Here is a 15,731-nt window from a genome sequence, read left to right on the forward strand (position 1 = left end):
GCGGCGGGCCGAGTGCCTCCGAAGGGGCGCCTCTGGACGCTTCGCCCGGCATGCGCAGAGTCGACCAAGCGAATCCCTCGTGTCACAGGAGCATCAGGTTAAGGTGATCAGGTCGTCGCAGGTCTGGAGACGAGAACCAAGCGAGGGAGCCGTCGGTCGTGCTGGTGCGTCGTCGTTCGTTGAGGTCCCTGGTCGGCGCCGCGATCTGCTTCTTCTTGGTCCTCGCCTTCCTCGTGTTCGTCGACGGTGAGACCCGCCCGGACCCGGCATCGGCCGCGGTTCCGACGCCGACCGGCAACAACGCGGTGATCACCGTCAAGGTCGGCGGCGACCGCAGTTCGGTCAATGCGGTCGCGGGCCTGGAGGGCGTCGTGCTCGGGCTCTTCGCCAACGCCGGCGACACCGAGCCGGTCAACCAGACCTGGGCCCTGTGCACCTCCGACGCGGACGGCGACTGCTCCTTCACTGTGCCCAACACCCAGATGAACGCTGCCGGTACCGCTTGCGCCGCTGCGGCTGTCAACTGCGACCGGCGGTTCTACATCAAGCAGATCAGCGTGCCCGACGGGTGGTACTCCAACCCGAGCCTGCGCACCGGCGACACCCAGGGCAGCACTGGGTCCTCGGAGTCGACGGCGTACCAGTTCCGGACCGGCACCCAGCTGCGGGCAGGCACGACCTACCGCTCGACGGTCGACTTCATGATCGGCTCAGGCAACACGACTCGCAACGCCTCCGGCGGGGTGTGGCAGCAGAGCCGCGTCAACCCCGAGCTCCCAGACAAGTGCGGTCTCAATGTCGCAGTGATCATGGACTTCTCGCTCTCGGTGCAGCAGTCCGGCGACGTACAGAACCTCAAGAACGCCGCCAACTCGGTCGCCGATGCTCTGACCGGCACACCGTCGCGGATGGCGCTCTTCTCTTTCGGCTACGTCTCGCCCTCGTCCTACAATCAGCCGAACAACCCGGACCTGATCCCGGTGTCGACCCAGGCCGGCGCCGACGCGTTCAAGGCCCAGTACGCCGGCTGGGGGGCGACCGGGGCGACCAACTGGGACAACGCCCTCTACACCGCCTCGCTCTCCGCGGGCGTTGCCGGCACGACCAACCACTACGACCTGGCGATCGTGATCACGGACGGCAACCCGACCGTCTACGGCAACCGCGGCACCCAGGGCCCTAACAACGTCAACGGCAATAACCCGGTGGCCGCCGAGGGCCCGACCAACTTCGACCGGCTCCGCGAGGACGAGAACGCGATCTTCTCGGCCAACGCGCTCAAGGCGCAGGGCACCCGGGTGATCGCGGTCGGCGTGGGTAACGGCATCACCCAGACGGCCGCCCAGACCGCGCTCAACCTGCGCGCGATCAGCGGCCAGGATGCGTACGACCCGTCCAACCCGAATCCCGACGCCGCCGACTACTTCATGCTCTCCGACTACACCGTGGCCGCCCGCGTGCTGCGAAATCTGGTCTACACCAAGTGCAGCCCGTCGGTGACGGTGGTCAAGGCGATCGTGCCCTACGACGCCGCGGACGGGGACTACTCCGATGCTTATCCAGCGGGGGAGGGATGGCAGTTCACCGCGTCGGCGAGCGGGGATGCGTCCGTCGTGGGAGACACCACGAAGACCACTGGTGACGATGGCACCGGCGCGGTCAACTTCCCGATGAGCTTCGATCCGGTCGACGGCTCCGGGAACATCTCGATCCAGGAGAATCAGCAGGGCGGCTATACCCGGGTCGGGCAGTCGTGCACGGAGCTGACCGCGACGAACACCTCCGGCACGACCGTGCCGGTGACCCCCAGTGGCGACGATTCGGGGGCCGGGGCGACCCCGGGGTTCAGTTTCGACATGGACGGTGCGACCCAGGTCAACTGCATCATCTACAACAAGCCCGCCACCCGGCAGGCCGACCTGACCGTGACCAAGTCCTGGACGATCAACGGGGTCAACTATCCGCAGGGCACCCAGCCCAGCGAGATCGGCGCTGGGCTCGTCATGAATGGTCCGCAGACTGACTCCACCCCCAGCCAGGGCTGGGGTGTTCCCCGGTACGGCTACGACTATGGCTCGACCACGCAGATCGCCGAGGGGATGTTCTTCGGCTCCCTGCCCAACTGCACTCTGACCTCGGCGAACGTCACCTCGATCACCCGCCAGGACAACGGTGGGACCGCGGTCACGACGCCGTCGACCGACACTTTTCCCGCGGTGACCGGTCGGCTGCCGGAAGGTGATGAGATCTCCTACGACGTGCCGCTGACCGCCGACCACACCACCGTCGCGGTGCACAACACCGTGACCTGCACCAGCACGCTGACCCTGCGCAAGCAAGTCGAGGGCGGCTCGGCGGACAACTCTTCCTGGACGCTGTCGGCGATCGGCGCGACGGACTCCCTGCCAGGACCGACCGGCGTCGACGGATCGTCGACCGCGACGGACGTCCAGGTGACCCCTGGTGCGAACTACCAACTCCGCGAGGACACCGCGCCGGGTGTGGACCCGTCGGTGACCGCGCCGTACATCCAGAAGGACGAGCGCACCAACCTGCAGTCGAACCCGCAGTCGACCGGGTCGATGTACTGCCACACCCTCGACGCTGACGGCAACGTCACCTCCTCGACCGTCGACGGACTCAACGGCGGTGTCGCCGTGCTCGTGGGCGAGCGGATGGAGTGCGTTGCGATCAATCAGTCGGCGACGCTGGAACTGCGCAAGGTGGTCCAGGGTGGCAGCGCGGACCCGTCCGACTTCACCCTCACAGCGACCCCCCAGGGCAGCGACCTGCCGGCCGGCCTCGGCCCGGTCTCGGTGGAGGGTAACGACGCGGCCAATGGCACAGCGGTCGACATCCGGCCCGGCGTCGAGTACACCATCAGCGAGTCAGGACCGTCCGGATACGAGCACAGCGCCCCCGTCTGCGAGTCGGTGACCAGACAGCGGACGTCGACCGTCGGTCCACTGGACCCGCTCGACACCGAGCTGTGCACGTTCACCAACATCCTCAATCCCGGACACCTGACCCTCGTCAAGCAGGTCACCAACGACAACGGCGGCACAGCGGTCGCGACCGACTGGACGCTCAACGCCGACGGCCCGACACCGGTCAGCGGGCCGAGCGGCGACCCGCTCGTGACCAACGTCGACGTGGAGGCCGGTGACTACGACCTCTCCGAAACCGACGGTCCGGGGGGCTACGCCGCGGGCGACTGGGACTGCGGTGACGCGGAGCAGACCGGCTCCACGGTCACCGTCGAAGCGGGCGAGGACGTCACCTGCACGATCGTCAACGACGATCAGCCGGGCTCGGTCTCCTGGCGGAAGACGTCGGCTGCGACCGGCGTGCTGCTCCCCGGCTCGGAGTGGACGATCACCGGGCCCGGCGAGGCCGAGATCACCGTGGCCGACTGTGAGGCCGATCCGTGCACGGGGCCGGACACCGACCCGGTGCCCGGACAGTTCCTCGTCACCGACCTCGACTGGGGCAGCTACACGCTGACCGAGACCACCGCGCCCGACGGCTACGAGATCTCCGCAGATCCCGTCCAGTTCGCGATCGACGGCGGCTCCGATCCACTCGACCTCGGTGCGATCGACAACGACGAGCAGCCGGCCTGGACCCTGACCAAGAGCAGCGACCCGGCCTCGGGATCGACGGTCGACGCGGGCAGCGACATCACCTACACGCTCACGGTCACCGATACCGGCACCGTCCCGCTGACGGATGCGATCGTGCAGGACGATCTCACCGACGTACTCCCGTATGCAGACCTCCACACCCCCCTGGCCAGCGGTCTGTCCAGGGACCGGGACAATCCGAACCTGCTGATCTGGACCGTCCCGGAGGTCCCGGCTGGAGAATCGGTCTCGGTCTCGTACACGGTCGGACTCCATGACGACGCCTGGGGGATCACTGTCGACAACGCCGCGACGCCGCAGTCGCCGGGCGGCGTGTGCGTCGCCGAGAACGACTGCGTCACCACCCACCACACCCCCGCGAAGGTCACCGTCGCGAAGTCCGATGCGAGCGTGACCCAGTTGGCGGACTTCACCTGGCAGGTCGACTACAGGGTGACGGTGCGCAACGCGAGCGCGGTCGCGTCGACGACGTACACCCTCACCGATCATCCGAGCTTCGACTCCAGCTTCAGCATCGTGTCCGAGGGGTGGCTCACCGAGCCGGGCACCGACGTCGACATCGCCCCGAACGGCGAGGACATCTACACCTACCGGGTCATCGCCCGAGCGAACGCGAACGTGAGCGAGTCGGCCTTCCGGTGTGATCCCGCCCCCGACGGTGGCGGCGGCTTCTTCAACCAGGCCGACGTCGCGTTCCCGGGCGGCACTGACAGCGACACCGGGTGCGGCGTGCCCGCGACCCCGGAGGTCGACAAGACTGCGGCCGCCCCGGTCGAGCGCGCCGACGGCACGTGGATGGTGAGCTATCAGGTCACCGTCAGCAACCCCAGCAAGCTCCAGCTCGCCTACCGACTGCACGACACCCCCGGCGACCTTCCCGCCGGCGTCAGGCTGACCTCCGGCTGGAGCGTGAGCGGCCCGACCAAGAGCCCGGCGCGGGCCGGCGACGCGACCCTGAACGACGGGTGGAACGGAGGGAGCGAGACCGAGGTGGCGACCGGTACGCTGCCTGCCGGCGCTTCGCACACCTACACAGTCACCGCCGCCGTGCGGATCGCCCACGGCACGCGTACCGCGGCTCTGACCTGCTCCGACGGCTCATCGAGCAGCGGTGGGATCCCCAACAGCGCCACCGTCGGCAATGGCGTCGGTCAGGACACGGATAGCGCCTGCGCCTCGCTCACGGGCGCGACGTGGACCGTGGTGAAGTCCAGCAACCCGGCGTCCGGGTCTTCGGTCCAGCCGGGGACGGTCATCACCTACACGGTCACCGCCAGCCTGCTCTCCGGCACGACTGCCAGCGGCCTGACGATCGTCGACGACCTCTCCGACGTACTCGATGACGCATCGCTGGTCGCCGGATCCGTGACGGCGAGCACCGGCGAGCACACCGTATCCGGCACACGGCTGACGTGGCGGATCGCGGCGCTGACGGGCAAGGAGACCCTGACCTACCAGGTGCGGGTGGACGCCGACGCGTCCGGTGTCAGGCTGGACAACGTCGTGACCGCCGACGGGGCGGAGCCGTGTGGCGTCACCCGGTCCGCGGTCTCGCGCAGCGCCGCGAGGCAGGCCCTCGCTCCGTCGCTGTCGGTGCGCCCTGTCGCCGCGCGGGACCTGTCCTGCCGCGAGACGCAGCACACCGTGCCCACAGCGTCGTCCACGCCCATCGGCCCGACTTCGAACACCGGCGGCCCGACACTTCCAGACACCGGCGGCCCGTCGCTGTGGTGGGCCGTGGGTGGGATGGCGAGCCTCCTCGCAGGTCTCGGACTCGTACTGACGGGCCGGCGGCGCAGGTACCGGTGACCGAGCCGCGAAGCGAGCCAGAGCCGGAGCAGCCCGTCTCCAGGTGGCGTCGCTGGGTGGTGATTGCCGGCGTCGTGCTGATCGCCGCCGGACTCGGCCTGCTCGGCTATGTCGGCTGGGAGTACGGGGGCAGCAACCTGATCTCGCGACACCGCCAGCACGAGGGCGTCCAGGCGCTCCAGCGGGCCTGGTCCGGCGGCCGCAGCGAGGCCACCACCGACTGGGGCACGGCGAACGCGCTGATCCGGATCCCGCGCTTCGGGTCGTCGTACGAGGTGCCGGTCTACGAAGGCGTCGGGGACTCGGTGCTCGCGGCCGGGTTCGGCCATTTCCCCGGCACCGCGGGGCCGGGGAAGGTCGGCAACTACGCGCTGGCGGGGCACCGGGTCACCCACGGCGAGCCACTGCGTGGCATGCCCGACCTGCGTGTCGGCGACGAGGTCGACGTGGTGACCCGGAAGCGGACCTACGTCTACCGGTTGGTCACGGCCGGTCCGGATCTCGTCGTGCCCTTCACCGCCGGCTGGGTGGTCGACCCGCTTCCGGACAATCCGGAGACTGGCGGCGTGGAGCCGCCGCAGAAGAAGGGCCAACGCCTGATCACGCTCACCACCTGCTCGGAGCTGTTCCACACCGACAACCGGATGGTGGCCTTCGGCGTGCTCGAGGCGACACGGGCCAGCCGGACCAGCTAGCTGCGCGCAGGGGTCAGCAGCTCGATCCGCGGCGTACGCCCCGGCTCCGGCTTGGGGTCGTAGTCCGGCGTCGCGGCGTACGGCCTCCAGGCGAGCAGCTCCTCGAGGTGAGCGCGGAGGTACGGCGTGACCTCGGCGACGGTGACGTCGCGGCCGGTCTCGAGGCTGAGGCTCGTGACGCCCGCGTCGGAGATCCCGCAGGGGACGAACCGGTCGTACCAGTCCATCGACACGTCGCAGTTGAACGCCAGGCCGTGCATCGTCACGCCCTTGCTGACCCGAAGGCCGATCGCGCCGATCTTGCGCTCGGGGCCGCGGTCGTCCTGTCCGAGCCAGGTGCCGCTGCGGCCAGGGACACGCGCCGAGGCGACGCCGAAGTCGGAGCAGACGCCGATCATCGCCTCCTCGAGGCGGCGTACGAAGTCGACGACCTTGACGTGCTCGGGGAGCCGGACGATCGGGTAGGCGACCAGCTGACCAGGGCCGTGGAAGGTGATCTTGCCGCCACGGTCGACGTCGATGACGGGAGCCCCGCCGGGGTCGGCCGGACGCTCGTGCGGATCGGTGCGCTTGCCCGCCGTATAGGTCGGCGGGTGCTCGAGCAGGAGCACGGTGTCGGGCTGCTCGCCGTCGACCACCCGCTGGTGGACCTGCCTCTGGAGCTCCCACGCCTCCTGGTAGTCGATCGTGCCGATCTCCTCGAACCGCAGCTTCGTCACGCGTCGAGACTACGCCCGGGGCGTACGCCGTCCTCGGGCGGCCTGTGGACAACCGACGGCCGCGCGGCGCGGATGGGTAGGAGCAGTCGCATGACCCGACGCCTGCCCCTCACCGCCCTGCTCGCGATCGTGCTCGCGGTGCTGCCCCTGCCGCTGCTCTCGTGCGCACCGGCGGACGGGCCGGCACCGCCGCGCGCCGGGGCGACGGCTGCCGGGATCCTGGGGGATTGGGACCGGCGCCGGGCGGCTGCCTGGTCGCACGGGTCCGTGGCGGAGCTGCGGGCGCTCTACGTGCCCGGGTCGCGTACGGCGGCGGCTGACTGCCGCATGCTCCGGCGTTGGCAGGCCCGCGGGCTGGTGGTCGAGGGACTGACCACGCAGCTGCTGGCGGTGGAGGTGCTGGGCTCGTCGCCGGGCCGGCTGCGGCTCCGGGTGACCGACCGGGTGGCCCGCGTCGAGGCCGCGGCCCCGGGGACGCGGCTCGCGCTGCCGCAGGACGGCCCGTCGTCGTACGTCGTTGTGATGGAGAGGTACGCCGGCGAGTGGCTCGTCAGGGAGACGACCGCCGCCTGAGACGCCGAGTCGGCGCCTGCGCACACGCTGGGGCGTGCAGAGGCGCCGACTCGGCGGTGAGACGTCAGACTCGCGGTCAGACCTCGAACTGGCCGGACTCGAGGCGCTTCTTGACGTCCTGCAGGAAGCGACCGGCGTCGGCGCCGTCGACCAGGCGGTGGTCGTAGGTGAGCGCGAGGTAGACCATGTAGCGCACCGCGATCGTCTCGCCGAGCTGCGGGTCGTCGATGACGACCGGCCGCTTGACGACCGCGCCGGGGCCGAGGATCGCGACCTGGGGCTGGTTGATGATCGGCGTGTCGAACAGCGCGCCGAAGCTGCCCAGGTTGGTGATCGTGAACGTGCCGCCGGAGAGCTCGTCCGGGGTGATCTTGTTGGTCCGGGTGCGCTCGGCGACGTCCGCGATCTTCTTGGCCAGGCCGGAGATCGACAGGTCGCCGGCGTCCTTGACGACAGGCGTGATGAGGCCCTTCTCGGTGTCGACGGCGAAGGCGATGTTCTCCCGGTCGTAGTAGGTGACCGTGCCGGCCTCGACGTCGATGCCCGCGTTGAGCTTCGGGTGGGCCTTGAGGGTGTCGATCGCGGCCTTGGCGAAGAACGGCAGGTAGGTCAGCTTCACGCCCTCCCGCGCCTGGAACTCGGCCTTCTTGGCCTCGCGCAGGCGGGCGATCCGGGTGACGTCGACCTCCATGACCTGGGTCAGCTGGGCCGAGGTGTGGAGCGACTCGGTCATCCGGTCGGCGATCACCTTGCGGAGGCGGGAGATCTTCTCCGTGGTGCCGCGCAGCGGCGAGGGGGCGGACGACGGGACGGGCGCGGCGGCGGCCGGAGCGGCCGGAGCCTCAGCCGGGGCGGCGGGCGCCGCCGGGGCGTTGGCAGCCGCGGCCGCGGCGAGCACGTCCTCCTTGCGGATGCGGCCGCCGACGCCGGAGCCCTCGAGGGTCGAGAGGTCGACGCCGTGCTGGGACGCGAGCTTGCGCACCAGCGGGGTCACGTAGCCGCCCGGCTGGATCGCCGGCGACTCCGCCGGGGCCGCGGGCGCCGCGGCGGCCGGAGCAGCCGGAGCAGGCGTCGGCTCGGGGGCCGGCGGGGGAGTCGGCGCGGCGGCCGGAGCGGGCGTGGGCTCGGGAGCGGGAGTCGGCTCCGGAGTCGGCTCGGGCTCCGCGGCAGGCGCGGGGGCAGGCTCAGGGGTCGCCTCGGGAGCCGCCGGGGCGGGCTCGGCCGGAGCGGCAGCGGCGCCCGGCTCGCCGACGAGCGCGAGCTCGGCGCCGACCTCGACGGTCTCGTCCTCGGCGACCTTGATCTCGAGCAGGGTGCCGGCGACCGGCGAGGGGATCTCGGTGTCGACCTTGTCGGTCGAGACCTCGAGCAGGGCCTCGTCGACGGCGACGGTGTCGCCGACCTGCTTCAGCCAGCGGGTGACGGTGCCCTCGGTGACGGACTCGCCGAGCGCGGGGAGTACGACGGGGGTCGCGTTGCCGCCGGCTGCCGGAGCGGCGGGCGCCTCCGCAGCGGGCGCTTCAGCGGCAGGAGCCTCAGCGGGAGCGGCCGGAGCGGGCTCGGCGGCCGCGGCGGGCTGCTCCTGGGTCTCGGCCTGCGGCGGGCTGTCGGAGGCGGCGGACTCCGGGGCGGCCGACTGCGCGTCCTCGGCGGCCGGGGCCGGGGCCTCCTCGGCGGGAGCAGAGCCGCCGCCCTCGCCCTCGGCGCCGACGACGGCGAGGACGCCGCCGACCTCGACGGTGTCGTCCTCGTTCGCCTTGATCTCCAGCAGGACGCCCGCGACGGGCGAAGGGATCTCGGTGTCCACCTTGTCGGTGGAGACCTCCAGCAGCGGCTCGTCGACGGCGATGGCGTCACCGACGTTCTTCAGCCAACGGGTGACGGTGCCTTCGGTGACGGACTCGCCGAGTGCCGGGAGAGTTACTTCGGTGGCCATGGAGTTCCTTCGCTCGCGTCTTCTTGTGCAACTAGTTCTATCGGAGGGTCAGTCGTGGGCGTGCAGGGGCTTGCCCGCGAGGGCGAGGAAGGCCTCGCCGATCGCTTCGGTCTGGGTCGGGTGGGCGTGGACCAGGGGAGCGACGTCGTCGGGGGTCGCCTCCCATCCGTAGATGAGCTGCGCCTCGCCCACCAGCTCGCCGACCCGGTCGCCGACGAGGTGGAGGCCGACGACGGGTCCTCCGGCCCGGCGTACGACCTTGACGAAGCCCTGGGTCTGCAGGATCTGGCTCTTGCCGTTGCCGCCGAGGTCGTACGTCGTGGCCTCGACCTCGCCGTACGCCGCCCGGGCGGCCTCCTCGGTCAGCCCGACGGAGGCGATCTCTGGGTGGGAGTAGGTGACCCGCGGGATCGCGGCCTCGTCGACCGGCCGCGGGGAGAGCCCCGCGATCTCCTCGGCGACGAAGATCCCCTGCGCGAAGCCGCGGTGGGCCAGCTGGAGGCCCGAGACGACGTCGCCGACGGCGTACACCCCCTCGACGGAGGTGCGGAGCCGCTCGTCGACGGTGACGAAGCCGCGCTCGAGCGCGACCCCCTGCTCCTCGAGGCCGATCCGGTCGGTCGCCGGGCCACGGCCGACGGCGACGAGCAGCAGCTCCGCCTCGATCGACTCGCCGGGCTCGGTGAAGACCGCGACTCCGGTGTCGGTGTGCTTGACGGCCTGGAAGGGGGTCGAGGTCAGGAAGCGGATCCCGCGCTTGCGGAACGCCCGCTCGAGCGCCTTGGACGACGCCGCGTCCTCCGCAGCCAGCAGCCGGGGGAGCGCCTCGACGATGGTCACGTCGGCACCGAAGCTGCGCCACACGCTCGCGAACTCGCAGCCGATGACCCCGCCGCCGAGGACGACCACGGACGAGGGCACGCGGTCGAGCGCGAGGGCGTGCTCGGAGGTGATGACCCGCTCGCCGTCGACGTCGAGGCCGGGCAGCGACCGGGAGTACGACCCGGTGGCGAGCACGAGGCTCCGGCCCTCGTACGTCGTCCCCTCGACCTCCACCGAGCGCGGCCCGACAAGCTGGCCGGCCCCCTCGATGACGGTGATGCCGCGGGAGGCGATCAGGCCGGTGAGTCCCTTGTGGAGCCGCGCGACGACGCCGTCCTTGTAGGCGTTGACGCCGGCCATGTCGATGCCGTCGTACGTCGCGCGTACGCCGAACCGGGCCGCGTCGCGCGCGGTGTCGGCGACCTCGCCCGCGTGCAGCAGGGCCTTGGTGGGGATGCAGCCGACGTGGAGGCAGGTGCCGCCGATCTTGCCCTTCTCGACCAGCCCGACGGAGAGGCCGAGCTGGGCGGCTCGCAGGGCACAGGCATAACCACCCGAGCCGGCTCCGAGCACGAGCACGTCGAAGGCGTCGGTCACGCGGCCCATCTTGTCACCATCCCCGAGCGGCCCCGCCACCCGGACCTGCTACCGACGAGTAGTGCGAACCCGGCCACATCGTGTGGTCCATGGGTGCACACTGTGCGGCATGTCGTGGTGGGACCGCCTGCGCAGGGGCACCCGGGTGCGGATGAGCCGCCCCGCGCGCAACGCGGCGCGCACGGGGTCGACCCGGGTGCGCGCGGCGGACGCCGACGACATCGAGCATCTCGAGGGGTTCATCCTGAGTCGGCGCGGCGTCGAGGGGTTCGTCGAGCCGCGTACGGCGGTCAGCGACATCACCCTGCTGCTCGTCGCATACGACGGCGAGTGGACCCGGCGCCGGGTGCCGTCCGCGCAGTGGGCCCACACGTTCTGCAACGACCGCCGGGTGCCGTCGTACGACGCCGCCGTGGTCGGCATCCCGCGGCGGATGCGGGACTACAACCGGCGCCAGCGCGAGCTGCGCAGGCAGCAGGGCCGCTGACCCGGGCTGACCCGGGCTCAGCCGAGCGCGCGGGCGTAGTCGACGAGCGTGGCGACCCCGACCCCGGTGCCGCCCGGTGTGACGTGGCCGTAGGCGGAGCCGTTGTTGAACGAGGGGCCGGCGATGTCGAGGTGGGCCCAGGGCAGGCCCGCGGTGAACTCACGGAGGAAGGCGGCGGCGTAGAGCCCGCCGCCCCAGCGGACCCAGTCGACCTGCATGAGGTCGGCGACCTTGCTGGACCTGACCCGCTCCTCCATGATCTCGGGGATCGGCATGTGCCAGGCCTGCTCACCGGCGGTCCCCGCCGCGGCGAGGACGCCTCCGACGACGTCGTCGCTCCCCATGACGCCGGTGATCCGGTCGCCGAGCGCCACCACCATCGCGCCGGTGAGGGTGGCGACGTCGATGATCGCGTCCGGCTCCGCCTCGGTCGCGCGGACGAGCGCGTCGGCGAGGATGAGCCGGCCCTCGGCGTCCATGTTCTGCGCCTCGGTGGTCTTGCCGCCGTAGTGGACGACGACGTCGCCCGGCTTCAGCGCGGTGCCGGAAACCATGTTCTCCGCCATCGGCACGAAGGTGCTGACCTTGACCGGCAGCCCGAGCGTCGCGATCGCCAGCGTCGCCTGGACGACGGTCGCGGCACCGTGCATGTCGGACTTCATCCACGCCATCGAGTTCCCGGGCTTGAGCGTGAGGCCGCCGGAGTCGAAGGTGATGCCCTTGCCGACCAGGGCAAGGTGGGCGACCGGCTCCTTCGGCTCGTAGACCAGCTCGACGAGGCGCGGCGGCGCGGCCGAGCCCTTGCCGACGGCGATGATGCCGCCGCAGCCCAGCTCGGCGAGCTGCTCCTCGTCGTACACCGTCGTCGTGAGCGGCGCGCCCTTCGCCACCTCCTTGGCGGCCGCCGCGACGGCGTCGGCGAAGAGCGGCGGGGTCAGGTCGCCCGGCGCGGTGTTGACCCAGTTGCGGACGGTGGCGACGGCGCCGGCCACGACCTGGGCCTCCTCGAAGGCAGCGACGACCTCCTTGCGGCGCGCCGCGGGGGTGAGGACGACGACCTCGGAGGGCGCCTTCTCCTTGGTGTCGTCGCCCTTCTTGTACGTCGTGAACGTGTAGGAGCCGAGCAGGTGACCCTCGGTCACTGCCCGGACGAGCTCGGCGGTCGCGGCCGGTAGCGCGAGTGCGACGGAGGTGGCGTTGGGCACCGCCCTGGCGGCCGCCCCTGCGGCCCGGCGTACGCCGGCTGCGTCGGCCTCCTTCCCGAGTCCGACGAGCACGAGCAGCGGCGTGGAGAGCGTGCCACCGGTCGGGACCCGGGTGACCTCGCCCGGCTTGCCGGTGACGCCGAGCGAGGCGAGCAGCCCGCGCAGCTTCCGTCCGAACGCCTTCCCGACCTCGTCGGCGGAGGCCAGCTCGGGTCCCTTGTCGCCCTGGAGCACGCCGACGACGACCGCCTCGGCCCGGGTCTTGGCGGGGTTGGCGGTGCGCAGCGAGTAGTGCGGGGTCCTCGGTGTCGACGTCACTCGCGGGAGTGTAACTACGGTAGTTTCACGCTCATGGCCGAGGAGACCCCCGCAGGCACCGACCTGCTCCAGTCGCCGCTGCACGACCGGCACGTCGCACTCGGGGCGAAGTTCGGGGAGTTCGGCGGCTGGTCCATGCCGCTCGAGTACGCCGCCGGCGTACTCAAGGAGCACACCGCCGTCCGCGAGGCGGTCGGCATCTTCGACGTGAGCCACCTCGGGAAGGTCCGTGTCGCGGGCCCGGGCTCGGCCGACTTCATCAACGCGTCGCTGACCAACGACCTGCACCGGATCGGGCCGGGCAAGGCGCAGTACACCCTGTGCTGCGACGAGCAGACCGGTGGCATCGTCGACGACCTGATCGTCTACTACCGCGACGACGAGCACGTCCTGCTGGTGCCCAACGCGGCCAACACCGCCGAGGTCGTACGCCGGCTCGAGGCGAAGCTGCCCGAGGGCGTCAAGATGACCGACCACCACCGCGACTACGCCGTCATCGCGGTCCAGGGCCCGCAGTCCGACGAGCTCCTCGGCGCGGTCGGGATGCCGGCCGGCCACGACTACATGAGCTTCGTCGAGGCGGACTTCGAGATCCCCACCGGCGAGGGGGCGGGCGTCGTCGTCTGCCGCACCGGCTACACCGGCGAGCGGGGCTACGAGCTGATCCTCGCCAACGAGGCGGCCGGGCCGCTGTGGGACGCGCTGCTCGAGAAGGGCCAGGACCTCGGCGTTCTCCCGTGCGGTCTCGGCGCCCGCGACACGCTCCGCACCGAGATGGGCTACCCGCTGCACGGCCAGGACATCTCGCTCGACGTCACCCCGAACGAGGCCGGCCTCGGCTGGGCGGTCGGGTGGAAGAAGGACGCGTTCTGGGGCAAGGAGCCGCTGGCCGCGGAGAAGGAGGCCGGCCCGAAACGGGCCCTGCGCGGCATCGTCTCCACCGGCCGCGCCATCCCGCGGCCCCACATGACCGCCAGCCTCACCCACGACGTGCTCGTCGGCGAGGTCACCTCCGGCACGTTCAGCCCGACGCTCAAGAAGGGCATCGGGCTCGCCCTCATCCAGTCGATGGTCAACCCGGAGGCCGAGATCGGCATCGACGTCCGTGGCCGCCGGGAGATCTTCCAGCTCGCCAAGCCGCCGTTCGTCCCCTCACACGTCCGGGAGGACTGAGTGAACCTGCCCGATCCGCCGCCCACCTTCAAGCAGCCGCCGGCCGCCGACCGTCCTTGGTGGTGGCAGCTCGTCGATGCTGCCGGCGAGGAGGTCGAGGTCTCCGAGGAGTACGCCGGCCAGCGGTTCTCCAACCAGGGCGACGCCGAGTCCTGGGTCGGCGAGATCTGGCAGGAGCTCGCCGGCGAGGGTGTCGCCGCCGTGGTGCTGTTCGAGCACGACCGGCGGGTCTACGGCCCGATGTCGCTGAGCGCCTGACCTCCCGCGGACCTGCCGCCGACGTGCAGCCGACCTGCAGAGCCGCGCCGCCGGCCGAGCCGATAGCGTCAGGCGGCGGGCTGGCACTTGCCGGGGACAACGGCGTCTCGAGGAGTCTCATGGACCGCTTCTTCCACATCCGCGAGCGCGGCAGCACGGTGCGCACCGAGGTGCTCGCCGGGGTCGTGACCTTCGCGACGATGGCCTACATCCTGGTCGTCAACCCGTCGATCCTGGGCAGCGTCCCGGACTCCGCGGGACTGACGCTGCCGCACGACCAGCTGGTGACCGTCACCGCCCTGGTGGCCGGTGTCATGACGATCGTGATGGGCCTGTTCGCCGACGTACCGATGGCCCTCGCGGCGGGGCTCGGCGTCAACGCCTTCGTCGCGTACACCCTCGTCGCCGGCCGCGGCCTCACCTGGCCGGACGCGATGGGCGTCGTGGTCATCGAGGGTCTCGTGATGCTCCTGCTGGTCGTCGCCGGCCTGCGCGAGGCGGTCATGCACGCGATCCCGGACGCGCTCAAGCGCGCCATCAGCGCGGGGATCGGGCTGTTCATCGCGCTCATCGGCCTCGTCGACGGCGCCATCGTGGAGCACCCGGACGGCGGCACGATCGTCGCCATCAGCAGCAGCTTCACGAGCTGGAACACCCTGGTCTTCGTCGTCGGCCTCGTGGCGATCGGCATCCTGCTCGTACGCCGGGTCCCCGGAGCCCTGCTCATCGGCATCGTGCTCGCCACCGTGGTGGGCGTCGTCGTGAACGCCGTCGCCGACGGCAGCCCGGTGGCGGGCGCGACCGTGCCGCACTCGGTGGTCGCGAGCCCGGACTTCGGGCTCGTGGGCGACATCGGCTTCCACGTCTTCGACGTGCTCGGGGCGGGCGCGGCGCTCGGCCTGATCATCACCGTCCTGATGGCGAACTTCTTCGACGCGATGGGCACCGCCCTCGCGATCGGCCGGCGCGCCGAGCTGACCGACGAGCACGGCGAGCTGCCGCAGATGCGGCGCGTGCTGCTCGTCGAGTCGGTCGGCGCTGTCGCGGGTGGCGCCGCCTCGGCGTCGTCCAACACGATCTACGTCGAGAGCACGGCCGGCGCCGCCCAGGGCGGTCGGACCGGCCTCGCCAACGTCACCACCGGCGTGCTCTTCCTACTCGCGATGTTCTTCGCACCGATCGCCGGGATCATCCCGTCGGCCGCGACCGGTCCGGCGCTGGTCGTCGTCGGCGCCATGATGATCGGCCAGGTGGCCGACATCGACTGGTCCGACATCGGCGTGGCGATCCCGGCCTTCGCGACGGTGGCGCTGATGCCGTTCACGTACTCCATCGCGAACGGGGTCGGCGCGGGGATGATCCTCTACGTCCTGATCGCGCTCGGCCGCGGGCGGTGGCGCGACCTGCACCCGCTCCTCGTGCTCGTGGCCGCGGTCTTCGTCTGGTACTTCGTCCGCGGCCCGATCTGATCGGCCCCGGCGGAGGCTAGGGTCGG

11 protein-coding genes are annotated in these 15,731 nt (G+C 71.3%); 7 read left to right on the forward strand and 4 right to left on the reverse strand.

Annotated elements, in window-relative coordinates; all coding sequences use genetic code 11:
- Positions 1-179: 179 nt before the first annotated feature.
- Together ABLE53_RS11950 and ABLE53_RS11955 are read left to right on the forward strand one after the other, a co-directional pair.
- Positions 180-5,453 carry a DUF7927 domain-containing protein gene (locus ABLE53_RS11950; protein WP_348859158.1) on the forward strand — a complete coding sequence of 1,758 codons (5,274 nt, stop codon included), beginning with the start codon at positions 180-182 and terminating at the stop codon, positions 5,451-5,453.
- Complete coding sequence (locus ABLE53_RS11955; protein WP_348859159.1) at positions 5,450-6,148, forward strand: class E sortase; 699 nt, start codon at positions 5,450-5,452, stop codon at positions 6,146-6,148. Before ABLE53_RS11950 ends, ABLE53_RS11955 begins: the two co-directional genes overlap by 4 nt.
- On the opposite strand, the gene lipB is transcribed toward ABLE53_RS11955, so the two are convergent.
- On the reverse strand, positions 6,145-6,867 hold the full coding sequence (gene lipB, locus ABLE53_RS11960) for a lipoyl(octanoyl) transferase LipB (protein WP_348859160.1): 723 nt from the start codon (positions 6,865-6,867) through the stop codon (positions 6,145-6,147). The genes ABLE53_RS11955 and lipB overlap by 4 nt on opposite strands.
- 90 nt (positions 6,868-6,957) lie before the next feature.
- Here lipB and ABLE53_RS11965 point away from each other — a divergent pair, with 90 nt between their 5' ends.
- On the forward strand, positions 6,958-7,440 hold the full coding sequence (locus ABLE53_RS11965; RefSeq protein ID WP_348859161.1) for a hypothetical protein: 483 nt from the start codon (positions 6,958-6,960) through the stop codon (positions 7,438-7,440).
- A gap of 76 nt (positions 7,441-7,516) precedes the next feature.
- Here the strand turns inward: ABLE53_RS11965 and sucB are convergent, their stop codons facing one another.
- The gene (sucB, locus tag ABLE53_RS11970; protein ID WP_348859162.1) at positions 7,517-9,376 is read right to left on the reverse strand and encodes a 2-oxoglutarate dehydrogenase, E2 component, dihydrolipoamide succinyltransferase; all 1,860 of its coding nucleotides are present in this window, start codon (positions 9,374-9,376) and stop codon (positions 7,517-7,519) included.
- Between the two features lie 48 nt (positions 9,377-9,424).
- The gene (lpdA, locus tag ABLE53_RS11975) at positions 9,425-10,795 is read right to left on the reverse strand and encodes a dihydrolipoyl dehydrogenase (protein WP_348859163.1); all 1,371 of its coding nucleotides are present in this window, start codon (positions 10,793-10,795) and stop codon (positions 9,425-9,427) included.
- 109 nt (positions 10,796-10,904) lie between these two features.
- Between lpdA and ABLE53_RS11980 the strand changes: the two genes are divergently transcribed.
- Positions 10,905-11,282: a hypothetical protein gene (locus ABLE53_RS11980; protein ID WP_348859164.1), complete on the forward strand. Its 378-nt coding sequence runs from the start codon at positions 10,905-10,907 to the stop codon at positions 11,280-11,282.
- A 17-nt stretch (positions 11,283-11,299) separates the two neighbouring features.
- Here the strand turns inward: ABLE53_RS11980 and ABLE53_RS11985 are convergent, their stop codons facing one another.
- Positions 11,300-12,805, reverse strand: coding sequence for a leucyl aminopeptidase (locus ABLE53_RS11985; protein ID WP_348859166.1), 1,506 nt, complete (start codon positions 12,803-12,805; stop codon positions 11,300-11,302).
- 33 nt (positions 12,806-12,838) lie between these two features.
- Here ABLE53_RS11985 and gcvT point away from each other — a divergent pair, with 33 nt between their 5' ends.
- The 3 genes from gcvT to ABLE53_RS12000 all read left to right on the forward strand — a co-directional run bounded on the left by gcvT (position 12,839) and on the right by ABLE53_RS12000 (position 15,705).
- A complete protein-coding gene (gcvT, locus tag ABLE53_RS11990; protein WP_348859168.1) occupies positions 12,839-13,978 on the forward strand; it encodes a glycine cleavage system aminomethyltransferase GcvT in 1,140 nt (379 codons plus the stop codon).
- The gene (locus ABLE53_RS11995) at positions 13,979-14,236 is read left to right on the forward strand and encodes a hypothetical protein (protein ID WP_348859169.1); all 258 of its coding nucleotides are present in this window, start codon (positions 13,979-13,981) and stop codon (positions 14,234-14,236) included.
- A gap of 119 nt (positions 14,237-14,355) precedes the next feature.
- Complete coding sequence (locus ABLE53_RS12000; protein WP_348859170.1) at positions 14,356-15,705, forward strand: NCS2 family permease; 1,350 nt, start codon at positions 14,356-14,358, stop codon at positions 15,703-15,705.
- Positions 15,706-15,731: the final 26 nt, after the last annotated feature.

The sequence above is a fragment of the Nocardioides asiaticus genome, assembly GCF_040049175.1.
Taxonomy (GTDB): domain Bacteria; phylum Actinomycetota; class Actinomycetes; order Propionibacteriales; family Nocardioidaceae; genus Nocardioides; species Nocardioides cheoyonin.